Source organism: Prevotella sp. AM42-24 (assembly GCF_003461825.1).
GTDB lineage: Bacteria > Bacteroidota > Bacteroidia > Bacteroidales > Bacteroidaceae > Prevotella > Prevotella hominis.
In genome coordinates this window covers 120,621-144,643 of record NZ_QTXV01000001.1, presented here as the reverse complement: position 1 = coordinate 144,643, position 24,023 = coordinate 120,621, and the positions used below count along the sequence as shown (strand labels likewise).

The 24,023-nt window shown below is 42.3% G+C and carries 23 protein-coding genes; 11 read left to right on the top strand and 12 right to left on the bottom strand.

The features are described 5' to 3' along the window. Positions 1-103 precede the first annotated feature (103 nt). The 10 genes from DW917_RS00630 to DW917_RS00585 form a co-directional block, all read right to left on the bottom strand. Positions 104-1,054 carry a toprim domain-containing protein gene (locus DW917_RS00630; protein WP_118115500.1) on the bottom strand — a complete coding sequence of 317 codons (951 nt, stop codon included), beginning with the start codon at positions 1,052-1,054 and terminating at the stop codon, positions 104-106. A gap of 70 nt (positions 1,055-1,124) precedes the next feature. Then, positions 1,125-2,243 carry an AAA family ATPase gene (locus DW917_RS00625; RefSeq protein ID WP_118115498.1) on the bottom strand — a complete coding sequence of 373 codons (1,119 nt, stop codon included), beginning with the start codon at positions 2,241-2,243 and terminating at the stop codon, positions 1,125-1,127. A 130-nt stretch (positions 2,244-2,373) separates the two neighbouring features. Continuing rightward, complete coding sequence (locus DW917_RS00620; protein WP_094881200.1) at positions 2,374-2,712, bottom strand: helix-turn-helix domain-containing protein; 339 nt, start codon at positions 2,710-2,712, stop codon at positions 2,374-2,376. A gap of 173 nt (positions 2,713-2,885) precedes the next feature. Then, entirely contained in the window at positions 2,886-3,611 is a 726-nt protein-coding gene (locus tag DW917_RS00615; protein ID WP_118115496.1) for a hypothetical protein, read from the bottom strand. 287 nt (positions 3,612-3,898) lie between these two features. Then, positions 3,899-4,276 carry a helix-turn-helix domain-containing protein gene (locus tag DW917_RS00610; RefSeq protein ID WP_118115494.1) on the bottom strand — a complete coding sequence of 126 codons (378 nt, stop codon included), beginning with the start codon at positions 4,274-4,276 and terminating at the stop codon, positions 3,899-3,901. Between the two features lie 14 nt (positions 4,277-4,290). Next, complete coding sequence (locus tag DW917_RS00605; protein ID WP_118115492.1) at positions 4,291-4,989, bottom strand: hypothetical protein; 699 nt, start codon at positions 4,987-4,989, stop codon at positions 4,291-4,293. A 166-nt stretch (positions 4,990-5,155) separates the two neighbouring features. Further along, the gene (locus DW917_RS00600; protein ID WP_118115490.1) at positions 5,156-6,337 is read right to left on the bottom strand and encodes a site-specific integrase; all 1,182 of its coding nucleotides are present in this window, start codon (positions 6,335-6,337) and stop codon (positions 5,156-5,158) included. An 89-nt stretch (positions 6,338-6,426) separates the two neighbouring features. After that, positions 6,427-7,935, bottom strand: coding sequence for a helix-turn-helix domain-containing protein (locus DW917_RS00595; RefSeq protein WP_118115488.1), 1,509 nt, complete (start codon positions 7,933-7,935; stop codon positions 6,427-6,429). Positions 7,936-8,445: 510 nt separating this feature from the next. Further along, the gene (gene mnmE / locus DW917_RS00590) at positions 8,446-9,861 is read right to left on the bottom strand and encodes a tRNA uridine-5-carboxymethylaminomethyl(34) synthesis GTPase MnmE (RefSeq protein ID WP_118115486.1); all 1,416 of its coding nucleotides are present in this window, start codon (positions 9,859-9,861) and stop codon (positions 8,446-8,448) included. Between the two features lie 97 nt (positions 9,862-9,958). After that, the gene (locus DW917_RS00585; RefSeq protein ID WP_022110746.1) at positions 9,959-10,831 is read right to left on the bottom strand and encodes a nucleoside phosphorylase; all 873 of its coding nucleotides are present in this window, start codon (positions 10,829-10,831) and stop codon (positions 9,959-9,961) included. Positions 10,832-11,064: 233 nt separating this feature from the next. Between DW917_RS00585 and galE the strand changes: the two genes are divergently transcribed. The 11 genes from galE (at position 11,065) to DW917_RS00530 (ending at position 21,353) form a co-directional block, all read left to right on the top strand. Beyond that, positions 11,065-12,102, top strand: coding sequence for a UDP-glucose 4-epimerase GalE (gene galE / locus DW917_RS00580; RefSeq protein WP_118115484.1), 1,038 nt, complete (start codon positions 11,065-11,067; stop codon positions 12,100-12,102). Between the two features lie 104 nt (positions 12,103-12,206). Then, on the top strand, positions 12,207-12,518 hold the full coding sequence (locus DW917_RS00575) for a T9SS type A sorting domain-containing protein (protein ID WP_118115482.1): 312 nt from the start codon (positions 12,207-12,209) through the stop codon (positions 12,516-12,518). Positions 12,519-12,633: 115 nt separating this feature from the next. Next, complete coding sequence (locus DW917_RS00570; protein ID WP_233524579.1) at positions 12,634-14,079, top strand: L,D-transpeptidase family protein; 1,446 nt, start codon at positions 12,634-12,636, stop codon at positions 14,077-14,079. After that, positions 14,080-14,628 carry an RNA polymerase sigma factor gene (locus DW917_RS00565; RefSeq protein WP_118115480.1) on the top strand — a complete coding sequence of 183 codons (549 nt, stop codon included), beginning with the start codon at positions 14,080-14,082 and terminating at the stop codon, positions 14,626-14,628. It begins immediately after the preceding gene. A gap of 46 nt (positions 14,629-14,674) precedes the next feature. Next, a complete protein-coding gene (locus DW917_RS00560; RefSeq protein ID WP_118115478.1) occupies positions 14,675-15,064 on the top strand; it encodes a hypothetical protein in 390 nt (129 codons plus the stop codon). Positions 15,065-15,079: 15 nt separating this feature from the next. Then, positions 15,080-15,541 (top strand): hypothetical protein, encoded by a 462-nt coding sequence (locus DW917_RS00555; RefSeq protein ID WP_233524578.1) that lies wholly within the window; start codon positions 15,080-15,082, stop codon positions 15,539-15,541. Between the two features lie 196 nt (positions 15,542-15,737). Then, positions 15,738-17,495: an aspartate--tRNA ligase gene (aspS, locus tag DW917_RS00550; protein ID WP_118115476.1), complete on the top strand. Its 1,758-nt coding sequence runs from the start codon at positions 15,738-15,740 to the stop codon at positions 17,493-17,495. A 228-nt stretch (positions 17,496-17,723) separates the two neighbouring features. Continuing rightward, positions 17,724-18,047, top strand: coding sequence for a winged helix-turn-helix domain-containing protein (locus DW917_RS00545; RefSeq protein WP_118115474.1), 324 nt, complete (start codon positions 17,724-17,726; stop codon positions 18,045-18,047). Positions 18,048-18,130: 83 nt separating this feature from the next. Then, positions 18,131-18,484: a hypothetical protein gene (locus tag DW917_RS00540; protein WP_118115472.1), complete on the top strand. Its 354-nt coding sequence runs from the start codon at positions 18,131-18,133 to the stop codon at positions 18,482-18,484. Between the two features lie 179 nt (positions 18,485-18,663). Continuing rightward, on the top strand, positions 18,664-20,154 hold the full coding sequence (locus DW917_RS00535) for a xylulokinase (RefSeq protein ID WP_118115470.1): 1,491 nt from the start codon (positions 18,664-18,666) through the stop codon (positions 20,152-20,154). A gap of 131 nt (positions 20,155-20,285) precedes the next feature. Beyond that, complete coding sequence (locus tag DW917_RS00530; protein WP_118115468.1) at positions 20,286-21,353, top strand: mannose-1-phosphate guanylyltransferase; 1,068 nt, start codon at positions 20,286-20,288, stop codon at positions 21,351-21,353. 95 nt (positions 21,354-21,448) lie between these two features. Here DW917_RS00530 and DW917_RS00525 read toward each other — a convergent pair whose 3' ends face one another. Beyond that, entirely contained in the window at positions 21,449-22,093 is a 645-nt protein-coding gene (locus tag DW917_RS00525; RefSeq protein WP_118115466.1) for a DedA family protein, read from the bottom strand. A gap of 117 nt (positions 22,094-22,210) precedes the next feature. Beyond that, positions 22,211-23,929, bottom strand: coding sequence for a glutamine--tRNA ligase/YqeY domain fusion protein (locus tag DW917_RS00520; protein WP_118115464.1), 1,719 nt, complete (start codon positions 23,927-23,929; stop codon positions 22,211-22,213). Between the last annotated feature and the right edge of the window lie 94 nt (positions 23,930-24,023).

Here is a 24,023-nt window from a genome sequence, read left to right as displayed (position 1 = left end):
TTAATAATCATACTATAGAATAACGAAAGGGCGTATAAAACAAAAAAAGGAGACCCTCTCGAAAGAGAACCTCCTGATTGGTTAGTGTCATGGCAGTTTCACACTATTTGGGTGGTTTGATGATACCATTGATTACATCATTAACATCTTTGTAGTTGACATATCGATGGGATTCATCTACCACCTTATCCTGATAAGCAGCTTTTATCTTCTCTACAGTCTTTGCACCTGCATCATCGTTATCAAAATAACAATGTATCACGGAGTATTCCTGCAGGTATGGCATCAGAACCTTGATGTTACTGACAGAGTTGAGAACGAGATAGTCGCATTCATGTGGCAAGCAAAGCTCATTTCCTGTTATCCATTTCTTGATACTGGCGTATGTCAGCATATCAAAGAAACCTTCAAAGATGCAGCATTCTTTATGTGGCTCGTTGTTTGGTCTGATGATTGAAATCGACTTTTTGCCGATGCTTCGTTTGCTGTATTTGTTTCTGGCTTCCATTCCGCCCTCGATATTCTCGAAGGCTATGCCATAGTAACTCTTGTCATAGATACGATAATGTACTTCCTTGCAATACTCCTTGGCTATGTCATAGTCTATTCGTCTCTGCAAAATGTAGTCTCTGAGATAAGGGTGACTGAGCCCAACAATACGCTCAATGATGGTGCTGGCTTCTTTTGCCTTCTCTCGCTGGGCAGCTTGGTCTTGCTTCCAGGCTTCCTTTCTCTCATCTTCCTTCCTTTGGGCTTCATAATCCTCTGAATACTGAAGATGGTGTTCCTTTATCTTCTGTTCCAGATAGGTCAGAACTTCATGGTTGTTCCAGGAAGGATTCATTTTCTGAACCAGATTGATGAGGTTGCCACCTTCGCCTGCTCCAAAGTCATTCCATAGATTCTTCTTGGGACTGACATTGAATGAAGGCGATGCCTCAGTCCTAAAAGGAGACAGATACCAATAGTTCTCCTTTAATATATAGACATGATGATAGCCCTGTGATTCCAGGAACTGCACAATGCTGACTGATTTGATTTCTTCTATAGTCATGCTGTTACATATTTTATGGGCACATATTAGTTTAATATATATATACCCGGTTAAACTTAAACTCGTAAACTCACTTGGACGGAAACAGGGTAGGGTGATAATGGTAGCCGTCTTTTTCTTTTGTTATCAGCTTTCGTTCATTGAAAATCTTTAGCATCTCCTTCACTGCATTATCACCACGCTTGTAGCCTTCTTCGGCGTAAGCTTCACCCAGAGCCTTTACCAGATCGACGTATCTCTGTGGAGTACTCTTGGAGAATATCTTTTGAAGTACCATCGTATGAACATCGTCTGGCAGAGAAGTGAGCGGCTTGTCTTTGGGCTTGACAACAGTGACGTGATAACCGACATCAAGTACAGGCAGAGAGTTGTCGTCAATGTGGAAAGCCCAGCTCGAAAACTCTTTGTCTCGCATGTGCATGGGTCTTACCTCACTGATATTGGCATCCTGCTTGTTCTTGCTGATAATCAACACCGTTTCTGCCTTATTCTCCAGCTCTGTACCAATATGACCACGAGTATTGTTGTCATTCTTGTTAAGGTGGAGCACGCAATGGATATGCAGATCATACTTGCTCGTCCATGCCATTAGCATCGTCATTACGTCTGTGGACTCCTTGGCATTGTTGATGTCATACATGAGATCTCGCAAGCCATCGATAACGACAAGTCCCACACCATCAAATGTTCTTAGCGCATAATCTATGAGGGCAATGCGGAGAGTAGGAGTGAACTCCCTTAAACCATAGAATTTGATGCGCTTGTCTTCCTTGTTAAGGCTGAGTCCTGCCAGTCGGTAGATTCGCTCAACAACGTTGTGGCAATGATAGCGACTCTGCTCGGTATCGAAATAGAGAATTTGTCTCTTTCCTTCTGGAAAACTTGCCCGGTAGTTGAGTACCGTGGAATTGGTTAACGCAGCTGCTACCATCGCCGTGATGTTGAACGTCTTTTTGCTCTTTGCCTTACCTGTTGATGCACTGAAATTTCCGAAAGTGGCAATGGTACAGTCACCGACCCATAACACCTGGGGTGGTACGGGCGGTTTTTCTGAAGCTTTTATCTCTCCTTGTCTGAGATAGCTTTCCAGTTCACTGTCGTTGAAAGCACTCTTGCACAGCATGCCTACTTCCAGGGAACCTGCTGCAGACTCTTCTTTTTCACTTTTACTGTTTCTTCCTCTTGCCATTGCTTCTTTCATTTTGATTTCTACACTTTGAGGGGTCAATCACTATCTCAGACTTTTCCAAGAGAGCCGTCAGTTGGACATCAGAATAAACTCTGGTCTTGTTTTTCTTTCTGTCTTTCATAACGCTTCTCTATTTATTGGCACTGTCCTTTCGTGCCGGGGTGATATGGTTGTTGCGCATCCATTTCAAAAGCTCCTTCTTGTCGAAATAGATGGTTTTCCCCTGTGGCTTGTAGTGAGGAATCTCCATGTTCATGGTGAGCTTGTATATCTGAGACTGAGAAACGCCAAGATATTCCGCAACCTCGGTGGTGGTGAGCATCTCTTTATTTGAGAAATATCTTTCCTCAATCTTTGAAAGTCGCTCGTTAAGTGCCTCAGGTTCTACCGAAGTGAGTTCCTTTACTCTCATCTCCAAAAGTTCAACTCTCTTGGCAAGTATGTTCATGTCAATTTTACTATTTCCCATTTTCTTAATACATTTAATGTTAGACAATAAGGGGGCTACCCCCGAAACTGAATCGATTCGGGGGCAAAATTACCCCAATAAAATCTAATACAACTGACCTTACTCCTGACACTCGGAAGTGTCAGGGGGGATGTAAGGAGATTTTTCTTTTCAGTTGTTTAACTTACTTTACTTCATCGCATTTCTTTCAGTTGTTTTGCAAAATCCAGAAACTCCCCACTTGGGAACTTTGCAGATGAAGCCTTCAGTTCACTGAGTCGGCTGCTGATAGCACCTCGCTTGGATGCCTTTCCCGTACTCTTAGGGGTGAGCAGCTGATTGTCCGCAATAAGTGATACCCAGTTGTGGGGAATCATCTTCTCGATAGACAAAGCATACAGCAATTGAAGTACCTGTCGCATGTTGACTACAACCAGAGATTCATCCAACGCACATTTGAAGAATCCGTCCATCGTTTCTTCATCGATACCATCTACAAAGAAATTCGACTCATTGGCGAATTTCGTAATGAGTCGAATCTGTTCTGGAGTGAATGAAGCCAGAATGCGAGGGCTTTCAACCACAACTTCAATGTGGTTGAATTCATAAACCATAGTCTCAAAGTCTCCTTTCTCAAATGAGGACTTGGTGAAGTACTTGATGACAAGGTCTTTTCTGGTGGTAAGCAACTCATACAAGCTGAATACATGCTTGAAATGGTTGCGGATGATCAGCTCCTCGGAAGAGAAGACCGGCAGGTGATAGCTAACAAAGTCGTTGACATATCTGTCATACAACTTGCCATCGTTAAGGATTTCCAACTTGTACTGCTCGTAAGCAGCACGATAGAGTGTCCAAAGCTCATCTTTGGAAAGCTCAATCTCTTGTTTTGGACAATGATCTGAGCATTGTAAACACAAAAAGAGAGAGCACAGAGGAATTGTTCTTCTGACTCATATTACTTTTTGTTAATGAATAAATTTGAAATACGCCTACTTAATGAAGCAGGCGGAAATGTGTATTTAACTTGACGTTTATTTGCTATGTAAGTCATCATTTCAGTGCAAAGATACACCAAAATTGTGCAGTCTATCTGCATTCAGTATAAAAAATAACATCAGTATGATTATTTAGACTATTATCAAAAGAAAAGCCTACATTAGGGAATATCCAATGTAGGCTTCTGAATTTTAGGCACTTATCTGTCCTATAAAGTTCTTTGTCTTGGCCTTTTGCTGAGTATCTGATTAATCTCCATAGTGCTGATTGGAGCCTCTATCTTGCAGCCAGATTCTAACCATTTGATAAGGTCATCCCTAAAGAAGGTGTATTTCTTACCCTTCTGATTGACAGGGATTTCTCCGTTCTGTATGTAAGTGTACATAGTGGATTTCTTGATTTTAAGAAATTCACAAGCTTCCTTCACATCCATTGGAATATGATCTGACACGGAAGGTCTTTTAGTCCTGCGTACTTCTTCTCGAATCAGTTCCATAGACTGGTCAAGAAGATCGAATCTTTTCAGTATCTCTGACAATACTTCTGGTATGTCATTGAATGTTATTTGTCTTTCTTCGTTCTGCATATTACAAACTTTCTTTATTTCTGATGATGAAATTGATAATCATTGTAATCGGGTACATCTATCTCAATTACGCATTTGCCCTTCTGTCTCAATGTACGTCTCATGCTTTCCACTTCAACATCCTGGAGTTCGGTAGGAAAACATAGCTTTATGAAGGTAGCTCGTTTCTGACCGCTCCAGCCAAGGCGTTCTCCAATATTCCAGGAGTAATGCCTGATGTCGAGAGTATTCAAGGTTCCATTTGTTTTCACAGGAACAATACATGATTCAGGGATGTCGTACAGTTTGATGTTCTGACACAGTATCTCCAAGTACTCATCTGTCATATATGGAGAAAGAATTGAGTAAGTGTAGTCTTTGACCGCATCATATTTAGAACTTTCAAGACTATACTGCCTGTTGCGATAGCGTTCACGCATTTCTTCCGCTTTCTCTACATCCGATATGGATGATTCGCTTGAAGAAACAGTATTGTTTATCACGATGTCTCTCACCGCTTGCGGCTTACGTAAGCAAATGAAGGCGCAGACGATGATGGCAAATGATATATAGTAGAATATCATCGGCAAAGAGAAACCGAAATCAGAGTCCGGAACCGTCACCATCAGGTTAGCAATCGCTCCATGTATTCTTGGAGCGACCACTACCATAATGATGGTGAGCATATTTGAAATGAGGAGAATCAAGAAGTTCTCTTTTAACTTTTTAATCATTGCAATTGTTACTTTTTGGAGTTTTTGTGACTGCAAAGATATAGAGAATCTTGCTATTTTCTACTATTTCGTATCAACAAAATGCGTCTCTTAAACACTATTTATTATTCTGTGTTTCAATGCTTTAAACGATATTTTATTTTCTCTTATTTGCCGTATTATAATCTTATTTTCTCTTATTTGCTTTTGGGCACATCTTGCTTTCTGTTGGCTTCGCATCGTCTTTCACGTTCGTTAACGTAATTCTGCCTGCTGCCTCACGTGTTTTTGGATTTGCGTGAGAAGCGTAGATCTGCGTTGTGCTGACATTCTTATGGTTGAGCAGATGCTGAACGGTATAGATGTCTGTACCAAGTTCGAGCTGCAACGAGGCATACGTATGACGGAAGCAATGGAAGGTGATATGCTTTTCGATACCGCATTCTTTTAGCCAGTTCTGCATCACACCATACGTCATAGTACGTTTGAAACCTTGGAAGATATATGTTCTGTTGGTTTTTGGATGGATTAGAGCATATGCATCATCACCAATTGGAACCTGGGTTTGGCATTTTGTCTTCACGCAAATGAAATCCAGATAATATCCACCATCAGCATAGCTACGGATGTTTTCCCATTTCAATCTCAGGATGTCGCTGATACGGAGACCAGTCAGACAAGAGAACAAAGCTGCCTTTCGAACCACCGGAATAGAACATTCTGTGTTGTACATTCTTCTAACTTCCTCCAATGTAAGACTTTGCTTTACTGGCGTTGTACATGAAATGTTTTCCAAAAGGCTGGCAAGATCATCTGTCAGCCTTCGCTCACGGTATGCCTTTGTCAAAACCTGCTTGAACACATTCCAATAGGCTGATGCCGTATTTCTGGAAATAGACTTCTTGATAACATGTCCACCTCTTGATGAAACTTTGGTGTCAAGGAGATATTCCATGTACTTGTTGCAATAAAGTACATCAAGCATCTCAAATGTACATTTACCTTTACTGAACTTCTCGAAATGCTTGTAGGCTGCATCACACTTCACATAGTTGCGATTGACCATATTTCTGAAATATTCGAGAAAGTCCTCCTTCAATCTGTCACGGTTGAAGAAATCGTATTTCTCATCGAGAACATCAATGTACACCTTACAACGAATAGCTTCTGCCTTGGCGAGAATCTTCTCATTGTAGAGCTTCTCCTGCTTGTTGGCAGGATCGGCATAAATGTACATGCCAAGTGAGCGACGGCGTATCAACTCCATCGTCTCCGGGTCTCTATATCCTGGCCAGAAGTCCAGGAAAAGTGACTTTGTTCCGTTGCGTCTGTCACGCATACGGAGCTTAACGGTTTTACATACTTGCATAATATATCTGATTTTTGTATTAATAAAATTCGGTTGCAAAATTCTTAAATGATACTACATTGACAGCAGTAAAGAGAAAGTAAATCATACTATTCAGTATAATCTGTTTTCAAATCATCATTTTTGAAACGTTTTTCCATGAGTCTGTCGAATTCTTCTTTTCTAAAGAACATGAATTGCCCCTTCTTTACTTTAGTGACTTTGTAATGCTTGACGTAATAATGAACAATATCCTTTGTCATTCCATACTTCTTCATTGCTTCTTCTACGGAATAGTAGCGTTCTCTTCCTTCGAAATATCCAGTCTTCAGCGCCTGGATGTGCTGCTTTGAATAGTAGGTTACTCCATATTCAACTTTTGAAGGTATCTTATGCCTGTGGATGAATGAACGTACTGCATCATGCGTCATCTTGTAGGTATCTCTCATCTCTTCAGGAGTGATCCAGTCATTTATATCCGCATACTTATGCTTCTGATTATACAGGATGTCAATGGCCTTCTTCTCATAGAAGTTGAAATTTTTAAGAGCTATTTTAGGAGTTTTGTTCTCTCTTGTCATCACACCGACATGCTTGATGGTAATCTTGAACATTTCTGCCACTTCCTCAGTAGAGTAATATCCTTCTGGAGTAGGAGGACATGCTCTCTCCTGTGCCTTTGCTTGGAAGATGACACGTTCTGTTCCATCCAGGTTCTCCACTTTCTTGGTGTTGCCCATTCGCTGTTGAGTAATCTTGTCGAAGTCGGTTCTATAGATCATCGTGAACTTACCTCGCTTCTCTGTCCTTACATCATAATTCTTAAGAGTGTAGCTAATTTGATCCTTTGTTAAGCCATACTTTTCTGAAATCTCTTCGTAAGTGTACCAGTCCGGATCTACCTCATTACCTTTTTGCTTGATACTATCGATATGTATCTTTGAGTAATAGGCTTTACCATTTCTGTTTACCCTTGGTACCTTGTGATAGGTTACAAAACTCATAGCGTTAGTTCGAGTCATACCATACATCTCCATCACCTGATCCATTGTATAGTAGTTGTCGAGATCGATTTCTTCAAGAAGGTCTGCAAACTTTGCATCAACTGCCTTTTTACTGAAGAAGGTGTTACGTCCTACATAGACTTTTGGAATACCCAAACGGTCACAGCGTCCCCATACGGCCTTGCGACCGATATTATATTTCTCCATGATTTCACGCAAAGTATAATACTCCTGGTCATCTTTGCGTTTATAGCTTTTCTTCTTGTATGCACCAGCTTCCTCAAAGTACTTATCAAGATCTTCACGACGAACATATGTCTTACGTCGTAGTCTGACAGCTTTGAGTGTTCCAGAGTAAAAGCATCGATACACAGTAGTAACACTAACACCAAGAAGAAATGCAACATCTGAAGGTGTCAAGAAAGGTCGAGAAGCGATTTCCAGACTTTGCAAATTCTGAGCATCGTCCTTCTTACTTTCTCTTGCTTTTTTCTTTTTCTCAGCTTCTTTCTTCCGATGTACAACACGAGCACATCTCTTGGAGCAATACTTATTTGTGATTTTGGTAGCAATGAACTCTTCACCGCATACCTCACATTTTCTTAAAATTCTCATTTTTGCTTGCTATTTAGTACCCTATGAGACCCCCTAATTCTTTTGCAGCAATTTTCACGTTTTTGCAGCAATTTTCATGATGGTGTCCAACATGAGAAATGTCGGTCACTGGAAAGGTTTGCAGATTTTGCAATTAGTGTCCAAAAATAGAATTTTGGCTTTCCATTTGATCACAGAATTGAGGGCCACGAATGAAATTTGAGCCAAAAATACACCAAAATATTGGTTTCTACAAATTACAAATGGAATGTGTTAAGACGAAAAAAGCCACCTAAATAGGTGGCTTGCAAGCAGTTATAAAAATGTTCGTTTTAGAGCTGTCCAGGGGGTTACTTTCCCACGCACCATACGTAACCAACTGAATATCAGTTACTTAATGTATATTTGGGCCACATGAAAGCCGGGCTAAAATATAAGGTTTTTTATCTCCTTAATTATCTGATATTCAGTGCTTTTTAGTCCTACTTTCCTACTTTTTTCAAGTATCTTTTTAAGCCCTTTTCTACGCCTTCACTTTCCGATGCAAAAGTGCTTGAAGATATTATTCAGCGTTTCCTGACTGCTTATCTGTCCACCGGTGATTTCTCCCAATTCTTCCAGCACCATCTTGAGGTCTTCGGCTATGATGTCGCCACTCATGCCCATATCCATCGATTCCAATACTCGGGAGAGGGATTCGTCGGCACGGAGCAATGCTTCATAATGGCGGGCACTCGTCACAATTACATCGTTCTCCGTAATCTCCGGAATGTCGGCTGCCCTGACGAGAGCCTGCTCCAAATCAGAAACGTTTTCGCCTGTACGGGCACTTATATTCAAGATAGAAACATTCTCATCTGACAATGAAACGGAAGATGAAGTCTGGCTATTCTCATCTGATGAAAGCATAGCCTTATCAAATGAAATCTCATCGATTTTATTGAAAACCATCAGCAGTTTCTTGCCCTGATTCTTCTCCTTCATATCCTCTATTTCCGCTTCCGTAGGCAGCGCATCAAGGAGCCAGATCACTATCTTGGCCTCTTCCATCTTCTGGTAGGTGCGCTCGATTCCGATGTTCTCCACCACATCGTCCGTCTTGCGGATTCCAGCAGTATCGATAAAGCGGAAGGTGATTCCGTCGATGAGGGTCGTATCTTCTATGACGTCTCGGGTAGTGCCGTGGATATTGCTCACGATGGCCTTTTCTTCATGCAGCAGGCGGTTGAGCAGGGTGCTCTTGCCTACATTCGTCTTGCCCACGATGGCCACAGGAACGCCCTGTTTCAGCGCATTTCCGGTCTCAAAGGAATGGGCGAGGGTGGTAATCTTCTTTTCTATTTCCGCAGCCAAGGCACGCAGTTCGCTGCGGTCGGCAAACTCCAGTTCCTCATGATCGCTGAAGTCTAATTCCAGTTCGAGCAGGGAGGTCATCTTCAGGAGTTTTTCGCGCAAAACGGTCAATTCACTGCTGAAATGTCCCTTCAACTGACTGAGTGCCATCTGATGGGTCGCCTTGTTGGTAGAAGCTATCAGGTCTGCCACTGCCTCAGCCTGCGAGAGGTCCATCTTGCCGTTCATATAGGCACGACGGGTATATTCGCCCGGTTCTGCCTGACGACAACCAACTTCTATGAGGCGCTGAAGAACTTGCTGAAGAATGTATCGGCTACCATGGCAGGAAATCTCCGTGGAATCCTCGCCCGTATAACTGTGGGGCGCTCTGAACACGCTCACTAAGACATCATCTATCGTATGACCATCCTTGTCTTTGATTTCTCCATAGTGAAGGGTGTTGGGGTTAGCGGCAGACAGTTGCTTTCCGCTAACAGAGACGAACACCTTGTCTGTAAGACGGATGGCTTCACTACCACTGAGTCGGATGATTCCGATGGCGCCTCCAGCTGGAGTGGCAAGGGCGCAAATACATTCTTCTGAGTTTGTCATTTATCTATCCTTTTATATATTTCCCTTTTAAATTTGTACTTTTTTAATTTGTACTTTTTTACCTTTTTACTTTTTTACCTTTAAAAAAGCCTTTCAACTAAATTCTGTCGAGCACCACCTTGATCAGATTGTCGATCGTACTCTTATATCCTGTATTAGCACGCTTGGCGCGACGGTTGGCTATTACCATGCAGCAGGTTAAAGCCTTATGGCCGAGCAGCAGGGAAAGACCAGCAAGCGCTGAGCTTTCCATCTCGAAGTTGTTAACACGCAATCCTTTATACTCAAATGCCTCAATCTTTGCATTAAGTTCCGGATCGGCGAGCGGAGCACGGAGTTCTCTGCCCTGAGGGCCATAGAATCCGCCACAGGCAATGGTAATTCCTCTCACCATATCATCGGCAGCAATCTGTTCCAGCAACTCCTTATTATTATCTACGCAATATGGATTTCCTATCTGGTCTATCCACTTCACCTGGCGCTTGAATTCAGCCTCTGTCTCGAGGTCACAGATCTCATTGCGGCGGGCATAGAAATTGATGAGTCCGTCGAAACCGATACTCTTCTGTGAAGCCACAAAGGTGCCTTCCGGACATTCTGGCTGCAAACCGCCGCAGGTGCCGATGCGCACGAGGGTGAGGGTGGTGTGCTCAGGTTTCTCGGTGCGGGTCTTGAAGTCGATGTTCTTCAAAGCATCCAACTCATTGACCACAATATCTATATTATCGCATCCGATACCCGTACTCTGCACGGTGATGCGTTTTCCCTTATAAGTACCTGTAATGGCATGGAACTCACGGCTTGAGACCTCGCATTCCTTCTCCTCAAAGTGGGAGGCAACGAGAGCCACTCTGCCAGGGTCGCCTACTAATATAACCTTATCAGCCACTTGTTCTGGGCGCAAATGAAGATGGAAGCAACTGCCGTCTTCATTGATAATCAATTCTGATTCTGCGAAATACTTTGCCATATTTTTCTCGTGTTTAATGAATGATATTAAAATTTTTAAATACAAAGATAGAAAAAAATTCTGATACTTGGTTCTTTCTTTAAGAATTATTATAGAAATCCGTCACAATCCATGTGATAAAAAGAAAATTGTTGGCTTACACGAAAAAATTTCGCATTTATTTTGTCGTTTCAAAAAAAAAGAGTACTTTTGCCCACAGAAATCAATTATTCAACAAAACAAAACTCTAATAAATGAAACAGACAATTTTGGTAACAGGTGGTACTGGTTTCATAGGAAGCCATACTACAGTAGAGTTGCAACAGGCAGGCTATAACGTAGTGATCGTAGATGATCTTTCAAATTCTAAGATTGAAGTATTGGACGGCATTGAGAAGATTACAGGTATTCGCCCAGCTTTCGAGCAGGTGGATTTGCGTGACAAGGCTGCCACAGAGGCTGTATTCCAGAAATACCCAGCTATCGAGGGTATTATCCATTTCGCTGCCAGCAAGGCAGTAGGCGAGAGCGTGCAGAAGCCATTGCTCTATTACCGCAACAATATCGTATCGCTCATCAACCTTTTGGAACTGATGCCTAAGTACGATGTCAAGGGAATCATCTTCTCTTCCAGCTGCACCGTTTATGGTCAGCCAAAGCCTGAAAACCTTCCTGTTACCGAAGAGGCTCCTCATCAGAAGGCCACCTCTCCTTACGGAAACACCAAGGAAATCAACGAGCAGATTATCGCTGACTACATCCACAGCGGTGCTAACATCAAGAGCATCGTGCTGAGATATTTCAACCCAATCGGCGCACACCCATCTGCAGAAATCGGCGAGTTGCCAAACGGCGTTCCAAACAACCTCATCCCTTACGTTACTCAGACTGCGATGGGCATTCGCAAGGAACTCACCATCTTCGGCAATGACTACGATACTCCTGACGGAACCTGCATCCGCGACTACATCTATGTAGTGGATCTGGCCAAGGCTCACGTAGCTGCCATGGCTCGCGTACTGGACAAGGAGACTGAGCCTATCGAGTACTTCAACATCGGTACTGGCAACGGTAACTCTACTCTGGAAATCGTTGAGACATTCGAGAAGGCTACCGGCGTGAAACTGAACTGGAAATATGGTCCTCGTCGCGAGGGTGATATTGAGAAGATCTGGGGCGACTGCACCAAGGCCAACGAGGTGTTAGGCTGGAAGGCTGAGGCTAAGTTGGAGGATGTTTTGGCTTCTGCATGGAAATGGCAGGAGAAGCTTCGCGCTGATGGAATTATGTAATTCAATATATTAAATAATATTAAAAGTAGAACTTGAATCATATCAGGTTCTACTTTTTTTATTACTTTTGCAATATCATCTTAATCCATAAATAATAAGCGCTTATGACAAGAAAATTACTTTATATACTATTCGCTTCAGCTATGCTGATGGGCGGCAATTTCAAGGCAGCAGCTGACCCTATCATCGAAGTCAATGCTACCGACTTCAATCAGGTAGGAATCAGTTTTAATAATGGCGTGTTGCATATTACCGGTGCAGCAGGTCTCAGCGTTACTGTCTATAACATCGTAGGCCAGAAGGTTTATGAGGGAAGAATTGACAGCAGCGACAAGAGAATAGAGTTGAACCTTCCAGCCAATTGCTACATTGTGAAGGTGGGTTCTGTGGCTCGTAAAATCAGTGTGAAACGATAGTATTAATGTGAAAATCAAGAGGATTTTATATAATTTGTCCTTGTTGCTTTTCATCTTTTCCTCATGTGAACTCTTTTCTTCATGTGAGGAAAAAGTGGTTTGTACTACCAGAAATGTGACACTTGAAGACTACCGGAAATTCGGAGACGACTGTATGTCTATCCGTTCGATGGAGGTGAGAAATGTCATAGACAGTCTGATAAAAAACGATAAGGACGAACTGGTGGCAGACATTCGCACAAGAAAGTATTATCGACAGGAGGGCAACTTCTTGTGGATTAATCGTCATGGCCTTACCTCTCAGGCCGACACGCTGCTCAGATATCTTCAGACCGTAGGAGAAATGGGATTTTCACCCAACAGATTCTGCGTAAAGGACATCCAGAACGACATCCAAATCACACGCGAGATGGGGTTTGACGAAGCTCATCCCATCAACCACGTCTTCGGCAGATTGGAATACAAATTGACCAAGGCTTATCTGAGATACGCTACAGGACAGAGATTTGGCTACACGAATCCTTCTTTTCTGCTCAACAGGCTCGACACACTCAAGCCGCACAGACCAGACACCATCCGCAGACCGGTAAGATACAGAGGTCTTTTCGACATCAAGATGGATTTGCCAGATGATGGTTTTTATCAAATGGCCCTGCGCAAGATAGAAAAAGATTCCGTTCCGGTTTTCCTCAGCGAAATTCAACCTGAAGGCACTTTCTATCGCGAACTGGCCAAGGAAGTTGCCGCTAAACAGGGTTCGAAAGACTGGCAAGCCAAGCTGCTCTGCAACATGGAGCGGGCAAGATGGCGACTGAAAGACTATCCGCAGAAGCACAAAAAATACATCATGGTGAACATCCCTTCCTTCCATCTGATGGCCGTTGACGATAAAGACACGCTCACCATGCGCATCGGTTGCGGAACCACAGAGACCAAAACCCCTTTGCTCACCAGCACCATCAAGCGCATGGACGTGAATCCTGTGTGGATTGTACCGAGAAGCATCATCGAAAAAGACATGATTCATTACTTCAGCCGTTCCTATTGCGAGCGCCGCGGTTTTTACGTCATGGACAGACGAACAGGCAAGGAACTGAATATGAGCCAAGTACACGCAGGATTACTTCGCGATCCGATGTACGCAGTGGTGCAAAGAGGAGGAAAGGGCAACAGTCTGGGCAGACTGATTTTCAGATTTGACAACAATTTCTCCGTCTATCTGCACGACACCTCCAACCGCGATTTCTTCAAGCAGCAGAATAGGGGAGTTTCTCATGGCTGCGTAAGAGTGGAAAAGCCTTTCGAACTGGCCAAGTTCATTCTGAAGGACAAGAGCGAAAAGTTTTTAGATAATCTCAACTACTGCATGACGGCTGATTCGCTGAACGACAAGAAGAGAATCATCCACTCCATCAAAGTGGAACCCGCAGTACCCTTGTATCTGGCTTATTACACCATCTATCCAACGAAAGGAAACACTCCTGCAGGATGGTCGGAATATCCTGACGTATATGGATTTGACAAGGCCATTTACCAATATCTCATAAAAAATTACCGTTAAATGAAGAGTATTTCTGATAATGAACTGGTTTACATGCTTCGGGAACCTGCCACCAGAAGGGAAGGGTTCTCGGCCATGGTGCAACAATATAGCGAGCAACTGTATTGGAAGGTTCGCCATATCGTACTCACTCATGAAGACGCCAATGATGTTTTGCAGAATGTTTTTCTAAAAGCCTGGAAAAATTTGGAAACTTTCCAGGGCAAATCTTCCCTCAGCACCTGGCTTTACAGGATTGCGGTCAATGAATCGCTCGACTTTCTCAGGAAAAGAAAGCAGGAGGGAATGGCCAGCGAGATAGAAAATGCTGGAGTAGCCAACCAGCTATTGGCAGACAACTATTTTGATGGCGATGAAACACAGGCCCAACTGCAGGAAGTCGTCTCTAAACTGCCCGAAGTTCAGCGCACCGTTTTCACGATGAAATACTTCGAGGACATGAAATACTCAGAAATCAGTAAGATACTGAACACCAGTGAAGGAGCCCTGAAAGCATCGTATCATCTGGCCGTGAAAAAAATTACGGAATATTTTGAGAATAAAGATTAAACTTTTTCTAATCAGTTACGTCAGATATAATAAAAGGAGAAGATGTATGAAGAAAGAAGAAAAAATATTGATTGATAAGTTTGGTAAAGCCAATCATTTTTCTGTTCCGGAAGGTTATTTTGAATCCTTTACGGATCAGATGATGGATTTGTTGCCAGAATCAGAAGCTCGCGTTATAGAGATGCGCCCTGCCACATGGTGGAACCGTCTGCCTATCAAAAAGGTGGCTGCAGCCGTTGGAGCTGTACTGATCATAGGAGCCGGCAGCCTTTGGATGAGCAATCATACTCATTCAGACAAGGGGAACACAGTATCCTCCTGCCCATTACATCAAGCTACCACTGGTTCTGAATATGGCACTTTCGACCAGATGGCTGATTACACCATGATGGACAATCAGACGATTTATGCTTCGCTGGTGGGAGAAAACTTTTAAAAGCAGTAAAGAACAATGATGAAGAAAAATATTTTAAAATGCAGTATGGGACAGATTTTGAGAACAACCGTGCTCATGATTCTGATGTTGTGCACTTTTGGTGTGGCTAACGGTCAGCACAGAAAGCACCCTCCATTCAATCCTGCAAAATTTGAGGCAGATCTGGAGCAGTTCATCACAGTCAATGCCTGTCTGTCCCCATCCCAGGCAGCTTCATTCTTCCCGGTTTACCGCCAGATGATGAAGAAGCAAAGAGCGCTTTTTGATGAAATGCGCCGACTCCGCATGATCAATCCGAAAGACAATGAAGCTTGTGAAGAGGCTATCAGAAAACAGGATGAACTGGATATTCAAATCAAACAGTTACAGCAGGAATATCATGGAAGATTTCTCATGATGCTACCTGCCAACAAGGTATTATCCATCATCAAAGCCGAAGAAAAATTCCACAGGCAGATTTTCAAGAAGATGAAATAGTTCTTCTGTCATCGAGAATTGTTTTCTTACAAGAAGGAATCCCTTTTTCCAGCAAGATAAAACTGCTAAAAGAATAGATAAACCCCACAAATTGAATCGCAAAAGTATTTATATGGAATATTTTTGCGATTTTTTTTTGTTCTTTCCAGTAAATATTGTAATTTTGCAGTTCAGAAACAATTTACATAATAAGATAATGTATAGAACGAATACTTGTGGAGAGCTCAGACTCTCTGATGCAGGCAAGGAAGTAACGCTTGCCGGTTGGGTTCAGCGCTCTCGTAAGATGGGCGGTATGACCTTCGTTGACGTGCGTGACCGATACGGAATCACACAGATCGTTTTCAACGAAGCTGATGACATGAACTTATGTGAGGCGGCCAACAAACTTGGTCGTGAATTCTGTATCCAGGTAAAGGGTATCGTAAGCGAACGTCAGAGCAAAAATCCAAAGATGGATACTGGTGACATTGAAATCCTTGCCAAGGAACTCAATGTTCTTTCTAAGAGCCAGACTCCTCCTTTTACAATAGAAGACAATACTGATGGCGGTGATGATATTCGTATGAAATACCGCTATCTGGACTTGCGCCGCCCTGCAGTGCGTAAGAATCTGGAATTGCGCCACCGCATGACCATCCTCATCCGTAACTTCCTCGACAATTATAATTTCATGGAAGTGGAGACTCCTATCCTTATCGGAAGTACTCCAGAGGGTGCTCGCGACTTCGTGGTTCCTTCACGTATGAACCCTGGTCAATTCTACGCTCTGCCACAGAGTCCTCAGACATTGAAGCAGCTCTTGATGGTGGCTGGTTTCGACCGCTACTTCCAGATTGCAAAGTGCTTCCGTGATGAAGACTTGCGTGCTGACCGTCAGCCTGAGTTCACTCAGATTGACTGCGAGATGAGTTTTGTTGATCAGGACGACGTCATCAATCTGTTTGAGGAAATGGCTCGCCACCTGTTCAAGGAAATCCGTGGCGTGGAATTGCCAAAGTTGGAACAAATGACTTGGCACGAGGCTATGCGCAGATTTGGTAGTGACAAACCAGACTTGCGTTTCGGCATGGAATTCGTAGAACTGAAGGATGCTTTTGCTGGCAAGGGTGAATTCTCTGTCTTTGATGAAGCTAAATATATCGGCGGTATTTGTGTTCCTGGTTGTGCAGACTATAGTCGCAAGCAACTCAATGAACTCACAGACTTCGTTAAGCGACCACAGGTTGGCGCCAAGGGTCTCGTCTTCATCAAGTACAATGCTGACGGTACTGTGAAGAGCAGCATCGACAAGTTCTACTCTCCAGAAGTATTGGCTGAGATCAAGGAAGTGATGGGCGCTAAAGACGGTGACCTGGTTCTTATCCTCAGCGGCGACAACGCAAACAAGACTCGTGTTCAGCTCTGCTCTCTCCGTTTGGAAATGGGCGACCGCTTGGGCTTGCGCGACAAGAACGTGTTCAAGTGTCTCTGGATTATTGACTTCCCATTGTTTGAGTGGAGCGATGAAGAGCAGCGCCTGATGGCTACTCACCATCCTTTCACTATGCCAAATCCTGATGATATTCCTCTCTTGGATGAGCATCCTGAGCAGGTACGTGCCAAGGCTTACGACTTCGTATGTAATGGTATTGAAGTGGGTGGAGGTTCCCTCCGTATCCACGACACTGCTCTTCAGGAGAAGATGTTTGAGGTTCTCGGCTTCACACCAGAGCGTGCAGAGGCTCAGTTTGGCTTCCTGATGAACGCATTCAAATATGGAGCACCACCTCATGCAGGACTTGCTTTCGGTCTCGACCGTTTCGTAAGCATCATGGCTGGTCTCGACAGTATCCGTGACTGCATTGCATTCCCTAAGAACAACTCGGGTCGTGACGTGATGCTGGACGCTCCTTCTGAGCTGGATCCTAAGCAGTTGGACGAGTTGGAAATTAAATTAGACTTAAAGGCGTAAATGCTTCAAAAATAACACATTAAGAGTTTCATTTCTTGATTTACATCAAAAAATGAAACTCTTTTTTGCATTTCAAGGCACTTTCTTTCAAAGAAACACTAAAAAATCAATAAAAAGTCGTATATTTGCCGATGAAAACGATGAGTTTTTATAAAAGGGAATTAAAAAACTAAGAAAAGCCTTAATAGGTGTCAAACTTCCTAATATAACAATTATTTATAATAAAACATGGTAGAAAAGAAAGCAACAGCAAAAACAGCAGCAGCTAAGAAAACCGCTACTGCTACAAAGAAGGCTCCAGTAGCTAAGAAAACTACTGCAACCAAGAAAACAACAGCAGGCAAGAAGGAAACAATCTTCTTGAATGCAGAGAACGCTGGTTTCAGAGCTGGTGATGTTTATCAGGCTTTGGCAGCAGCAGATCACGCTCTTTCTCTTACAGAAGTTGCAGAGATGGCTAAGATTTCAACAGAAGATGCAATTCTTGGAATTGGTTGGCTTCTCAAAGAGGGTAAGATTAAAGATGAGGACAACAAGGTTGCTCTCGCATAAATAAAATGATTCCAAGTTGCCGCGACATTTCTAAATGCCGCGGTTTCTTTTATGCACGCTTTTTAAAAAAGAACTCGCGTTAAATGAATTTTGATCAGGAAATTTTGAGAATTCTAACTTTGGCAGGCGATAATGGTCTCAAAACCGAAAAAATTGCCCGTCATGTGTTTAATTCTTGTAATTCTATGTTTACACCATTGAATTACAAGGACGTTCATTCTTATGTTTCCCAATTTCTCATCAAAAATGCGAAAAACCCTTCTTCTATCATAGAAAAGGGGAGTGGTCATGGAGTTTACAAACTCAACTTTAAAGATAAATTGGCTGAGCAGTTGATCTTGAAATTTTCTCCACAGAAAGAGCAGACGGATTTTGATGAAACTACTAAAGCTAATAATTCTTCAGATTCTCAGTTATCCCTGACTCTATTTGATTAGAGTCTTCATTCCCAATTTGACTAAATTTCTATCATCCCTTGTTACTGCGACCGCTTTTTATCATACTAAAACAGCTCTTACTCTTAAAAAATCTTGAGTTTCTCAAGAAAAAAAAATAGGGGTTTCAGTTTTTTATTCGTATTATCTAAAAATAAACAACTTAAATAAATTGATGAAATATGGCAAGAAGATACTTATTAGGTTTTGACGTAGGTTCAAGTTCTGTAAAAGCTTCTCTTACAGATGTTGACAATGGTGAAATCGTTGCTTCAGCGTTTTTCCCTGAACACGAAGCTCCTATCATGGCGGTAAAAGCAGGTTGGGCTGAACAGGATCCAAATATGTGGTGGGAAAATGCGAAACGCTCACTTCAGAAAATCATGGCTGAAACGGGCGCCAAAGGCGAAGATATATTAGCTATCGGTATATCTTATCAGATGCACGGACTGGTGTGCGTGGACAAGCAGCAACAGGTTTTGCGACCAAGCATTATCTGGTGCGATTCGCGTGCAGTACCTTATGGCGAAGATGCTTTCCACAATATAGGTGAGGACACCTGTTTGTCAAAACTCCTTAACTCACCTGGTAATTTCACGGCTTCTAAATTAGCTTGGGTGAAAGAAAATGAGCCTGAAATATATGATAAGATAGACAAGATCATGCTTCCTGGAGATTATATTGCCATGAAACTTTCCGGCGAAGTGAAGACAACTATCAGCGGTCTGTCTGAAGGAATAATGTGGGATTTCGCAGCCAAGAGACCAGCTAAATTCCTCTTGGACTATTTCGGATTCAGCGAGGATATTCTCCCAGAAATCGCTCCAACATTCTCTGTTCAGAGCTACGTATCCAAAGCAGCTGCTGATGAACTCGGACTCAAAGAGGGAACTCCTATTTCATATCGTGCAGGAGATCAGCCTAACAATGCTGTTAGCCTGAATGTTTTCAACCCTGGTGAAATTGCAAGTACTGCTGGAACATCTGGTGTGGTCTATGGCGTTTTGGGAGATGTCAATTATGACCCAAAAAGTCGCGTGAATACTTTTGCTCATGCCAACTACACCACAGACTTAGACCGTCTGGGCGTCTTACTCTGCATCAACGGAACCGGTATTCTCAATGCTTGGGTTCACAGAAACATCACTCCAGACATCAGTTACGCAGATATGAACGAGCTGGCTTCTCAAGTAGCCATCGGTAGTGAAGGAGTCAAGATTATTCCATTTGGAAATGGAGCTGAAAGAGTGCTTGAAAATCAGGAAGTGGGCTGTTCTATCCGTGGCTTGAACTTCAACAAGCACAATCGTGCCCACATCGTACGCGCTTCACAGGAAGGCATTGTTTTCAGTTTCTGCTATGGTATGGAAATCATACAGGAGATGGGTATGGACATCAAGAAAATCCATGCAGGAAAGGCTAATATGTTCCTGAGCCCTATCTTCAGAGATACATTGGCTGGAGTAAGTGGAGCAACCATAGAACTCTACGAAACCGACGGTAGTGCAGGTGCTGCAAAGGGTGCTGGTATTGGTGCTGGAATTTACAAGGATCATGACGAGGCTTTCTCTACATTGAAGAAATTGGCAGTTATCGAACCGGACGAAAGTAACCGTGCTGCATATCTGGAGGCTTACGCTGAATGGAAAAAGGAATTGAAAACGCTGATTTAAAAGGTTTTCCCAGTAAAATTTACGTTTTTTAAAATAAAATTTAGGGGCAAGAGGTTTTTCTTTCCCCCAAATTTGTTTGTTTAAAACATTTTTGCTACCTTTGCAACATTATATTATGTAAAATTATAGGTATGGCTAACAACAATAATCATCTCGTCATTATGGCTGGCGGAGTAGGCAGTAGATTCTGGCCTATGAGTACAGAGGATAAACCCAAGCAGTTTATCGATGTTTTAGGAACAGGTCGCTCTCTATTGCAACTCACATTTGATAGATTTGAAGGTGTTTGTAAACCTGAAAATGTTTGGGTAGTTACAAACAAGAAATATGCAGCTCTGGTTCACGAACAGTTGCCAGAGATTCCTGAAGGTAATATTCTGCAGGAACCTTGCAGAAGAAATACGGCTCCTTGTGTTGCCTATATCAGTTGGCGCATTAAGGAAAAAGATGCTCGCGCCAATATTGTAGTGACTCCTTCTGATCACATCGTTAACAATTGTAACGAGTTCAGACGCGTCATTACTTCCGCATTGAAGTTTACCGGTGAAACTGACAGTATCGTAACTTTGGGTATGAAGCCAACCCGTCCTGAGACAGGTTACGGTTACATACAGGGTGATTTGAGTACTCCTTCTGCAAGAAACAGAGAAATCTTCCGTGTTGACCAGTTCAAGGAAAAACCAGATTTGGCAACTGCTGAGAAGTATGTAAAAGACCATAACTTCTTCTGGAACGCTGGTATTTTCATCATGAGTGCAGCCACTATCGTAAACGCATTCCGTGTTTACCAGCCAGGAATTGCCAAGATTTTTGAAAGCATGCGCAGTATCTATGGCACAGAAAAGGAACAGGAGCAGATAGATTTACGTTATCCTGAATGTGAGAACATATCCATAGACTACGCTATCATGGAAAAAGCAGAGGAAATTTTCGTATTCCCTGCTGATTTCGGATGGAGTGACTTGGGAACATGGGGTAGCCTGCTGGTTCAATCAAAAAAAGATGCAAACGGAAATGCAACCATCGGAAACAATATACAGATGATAGACTCCAAGAATAATATCGTTCACACGCTCAATGAAAAGAAGGTGGTTATTCAGGGTCTTGAAGGTTACATTATAGCCGAAGAAAATGGTACGCTGCTGATTTGTAAAATGTCAGAAGAGCAGAATATCAAATTCTTCTCAGGAATGAATTAACATGTCATCATGCCGACAAGTTATTTTTTACCCCCATTATGGTTATTGATAAAACCATAATGGGGGTAAATCATTTTAGAAAGTCTTCAAAAATTTTACTTACTCTTCTTTAATCCCTTATAGGCAAGAAAAGCAACAACCACAACTGCAAGTGCCAAAATTACATATCCGATTTCATGACTGTATTTCACTGCCTGCTGATAAACATCCTGTGTGGTTTTATAATCAGTATAATTATAAATTCCCCAACCGATAAAGGCGAGAACAGTATTCCAAATACCTGCACCAATAGTAGTATAAAGCAAGAATTTTCCCACGTGCATTCCTGCCAAGCCCGCAGGAATACTGATGAGTTGTCTTACTGCTGGAACCAATCTTCCGAAAATCGTAGAAGTAGCACCATGTTTGCGGAAAAACTCTTCTGCTTTCTCAACTTTCTCACGATCTATCAGGCACATATGACCAATTCGGCTATCAGCAAAACGATAAACAATAGGTCTTCCCACCCATTTGGCAAGGTAATAATTGACAAGAGCACCTAAATTTGCACCCAAAGTAGCAAATACAACTACCAAAACAAAGTTCATACCACTGGAAGGATCCATCGCTTTCCATGCAGCTGGTGGAACAACAACCTCGGATGGGAAAGGAATGAAGGAACTCTCAATAGCCATAAAGAGGAGAACTACCCAATAATTTAAGTTATCGAGAATCCAAAGAAACAAATCTGCTGTATTCATATTGATTTTTCTTGATTTTCTATTAAAATATAAATTCAAAAAAATATCAAACACATCTTCCAAAATCATTTGAAAGACGTATTTGATATTTTATTTCATCTAATTAAATGTGTCATATTAATTCTTTTTCTGCTTAGCCCAAGCATCCTTCAGACCAACAGTCTTATTGAATACAGGTTTTGCCTCTGTTGAATCCAAATCTGCCATGAAGTAACCAATACGCTGGAACTGGAGATATTCACCAGGTTTCTTGGTTGCAGCATATTCCTCAATATAGCAATTATTGTCAACATGCAAACTATTAGGATTGAGCAATTCACGGAAGTCTCTATCATCAGCAGAAGGATTTTCTACACAGAAGAGACGGTCGTACTCACGAACTTCTGCTTTCACGCAATGATCAGCAGAAACCCAGTGAAGCGTACCCTTCACCTTACGGTTAGCACCTTCCATTCCGCTCTTGCTAATTGGGTCGTACTCTGCCTGAATTTCAATCACATTACCATTCTCATCCTTCGTGCATCCTGTACATTTAACGATGTAAGCATTCTTCAAGCGAACCTCTTTACCAGGAGTCATGCGGAAGAACTTCTTAGGAGCATCCTCCATAAAATCATCGCGCTCTATCCACAAATTCTTAGAGAAAGTAATGGTGTGTGAACCATCAGCCTCATTCTCAGGATTATTGATGGCTTCCATTTCCTCACTCTGTCCGTCAGGATAATTGGTAATAACCAACTTCACAGGATTCAAGACTGCACTTACACGACAAGCCTTCTTGTTCAAATCCTCACGAACAGAAGCTTCCAAGAGAGCCATATCGTTCAAAGCATCAAACTTAGTATAGCCAATGCTGTCAATAAACATGCGAATACTTTCAGGAGAATAACCGCGACGTCTCATACCGCAAAGAGTAGGCATACGAGGATCATCCCATCCATTAACCAAGTGCTCATCTACCAAAGTGTGAAGCTTACGCTTGCTCATTACTGTATAAGTAAGATTCAAGCGATTGAACTCAATCTGGCGTGGGCGATTGTCTTTGAGATTATCAGCAGTTCCATCCATCTCTTTCAAGTAGTCCACAAACTTGTCGTACAAAGGACGGTGAGGAACAAATTCCAAAGTACAGATAGAGTGGGTTACACCCTCGAAATAGTCGCTCTGTCCATGGGCAAAATCATACATTGGATAAGCGTGCCATTTGGTACCAGTGCGATGATGAGGAGTCTGGATAATACGATAGATGATAGGATCACGGAAATGCATATTAGGATTAGCCATGTCCAACTTAGCACGAAGAACCATACTACCTTCCACAGCCTCAGGTGTGTTCATCTGATTGAAGAGTTTGAGATTTTCTTCTACCGGACGATCACGGTATGGGCTGGCAGTTCCAGGAGTTGTAGGAGTTCCCTTCTGAGCAGCAATTTCCTCAGCAGTCTGCTCATCAACATATGCATGACCCTTCTTGATCATCCAGATCGCAAAGTCCCATAATTTCTCAAAATAGTCGGAAGCGTAGTAAATATTTCCCCACTTGAAACCTAACCACTGGATATCCTGGAGGATATTTTCTACATATTCATTATTCTCCTTGCTTGGATTTGTATCATCAAAGCGGAGATTACAGATTCCGTTGTATTTATCGGCAACACCAAAGTCCATACAGATGGCCTTAGCATGACCTATATGAAGATAGCCATTTGGTTCAGGTGGGAAACGAGTCTGTATGCGTCCACCATTTTTACCTTCTTGTAGATCTTCTTCTACAAACTGTTCTACAAACGAGATACTCTTTTTTTCCTCGTTCAAGTTGTCTTCATTTAATGCCATATTATCTATTATATGTTTTATTTTGTTATTGATGGTGCAAAGATACAAAGATTTTTGCTTTTATTGCACTATTTTTCATCAAAATCGAGTTTCA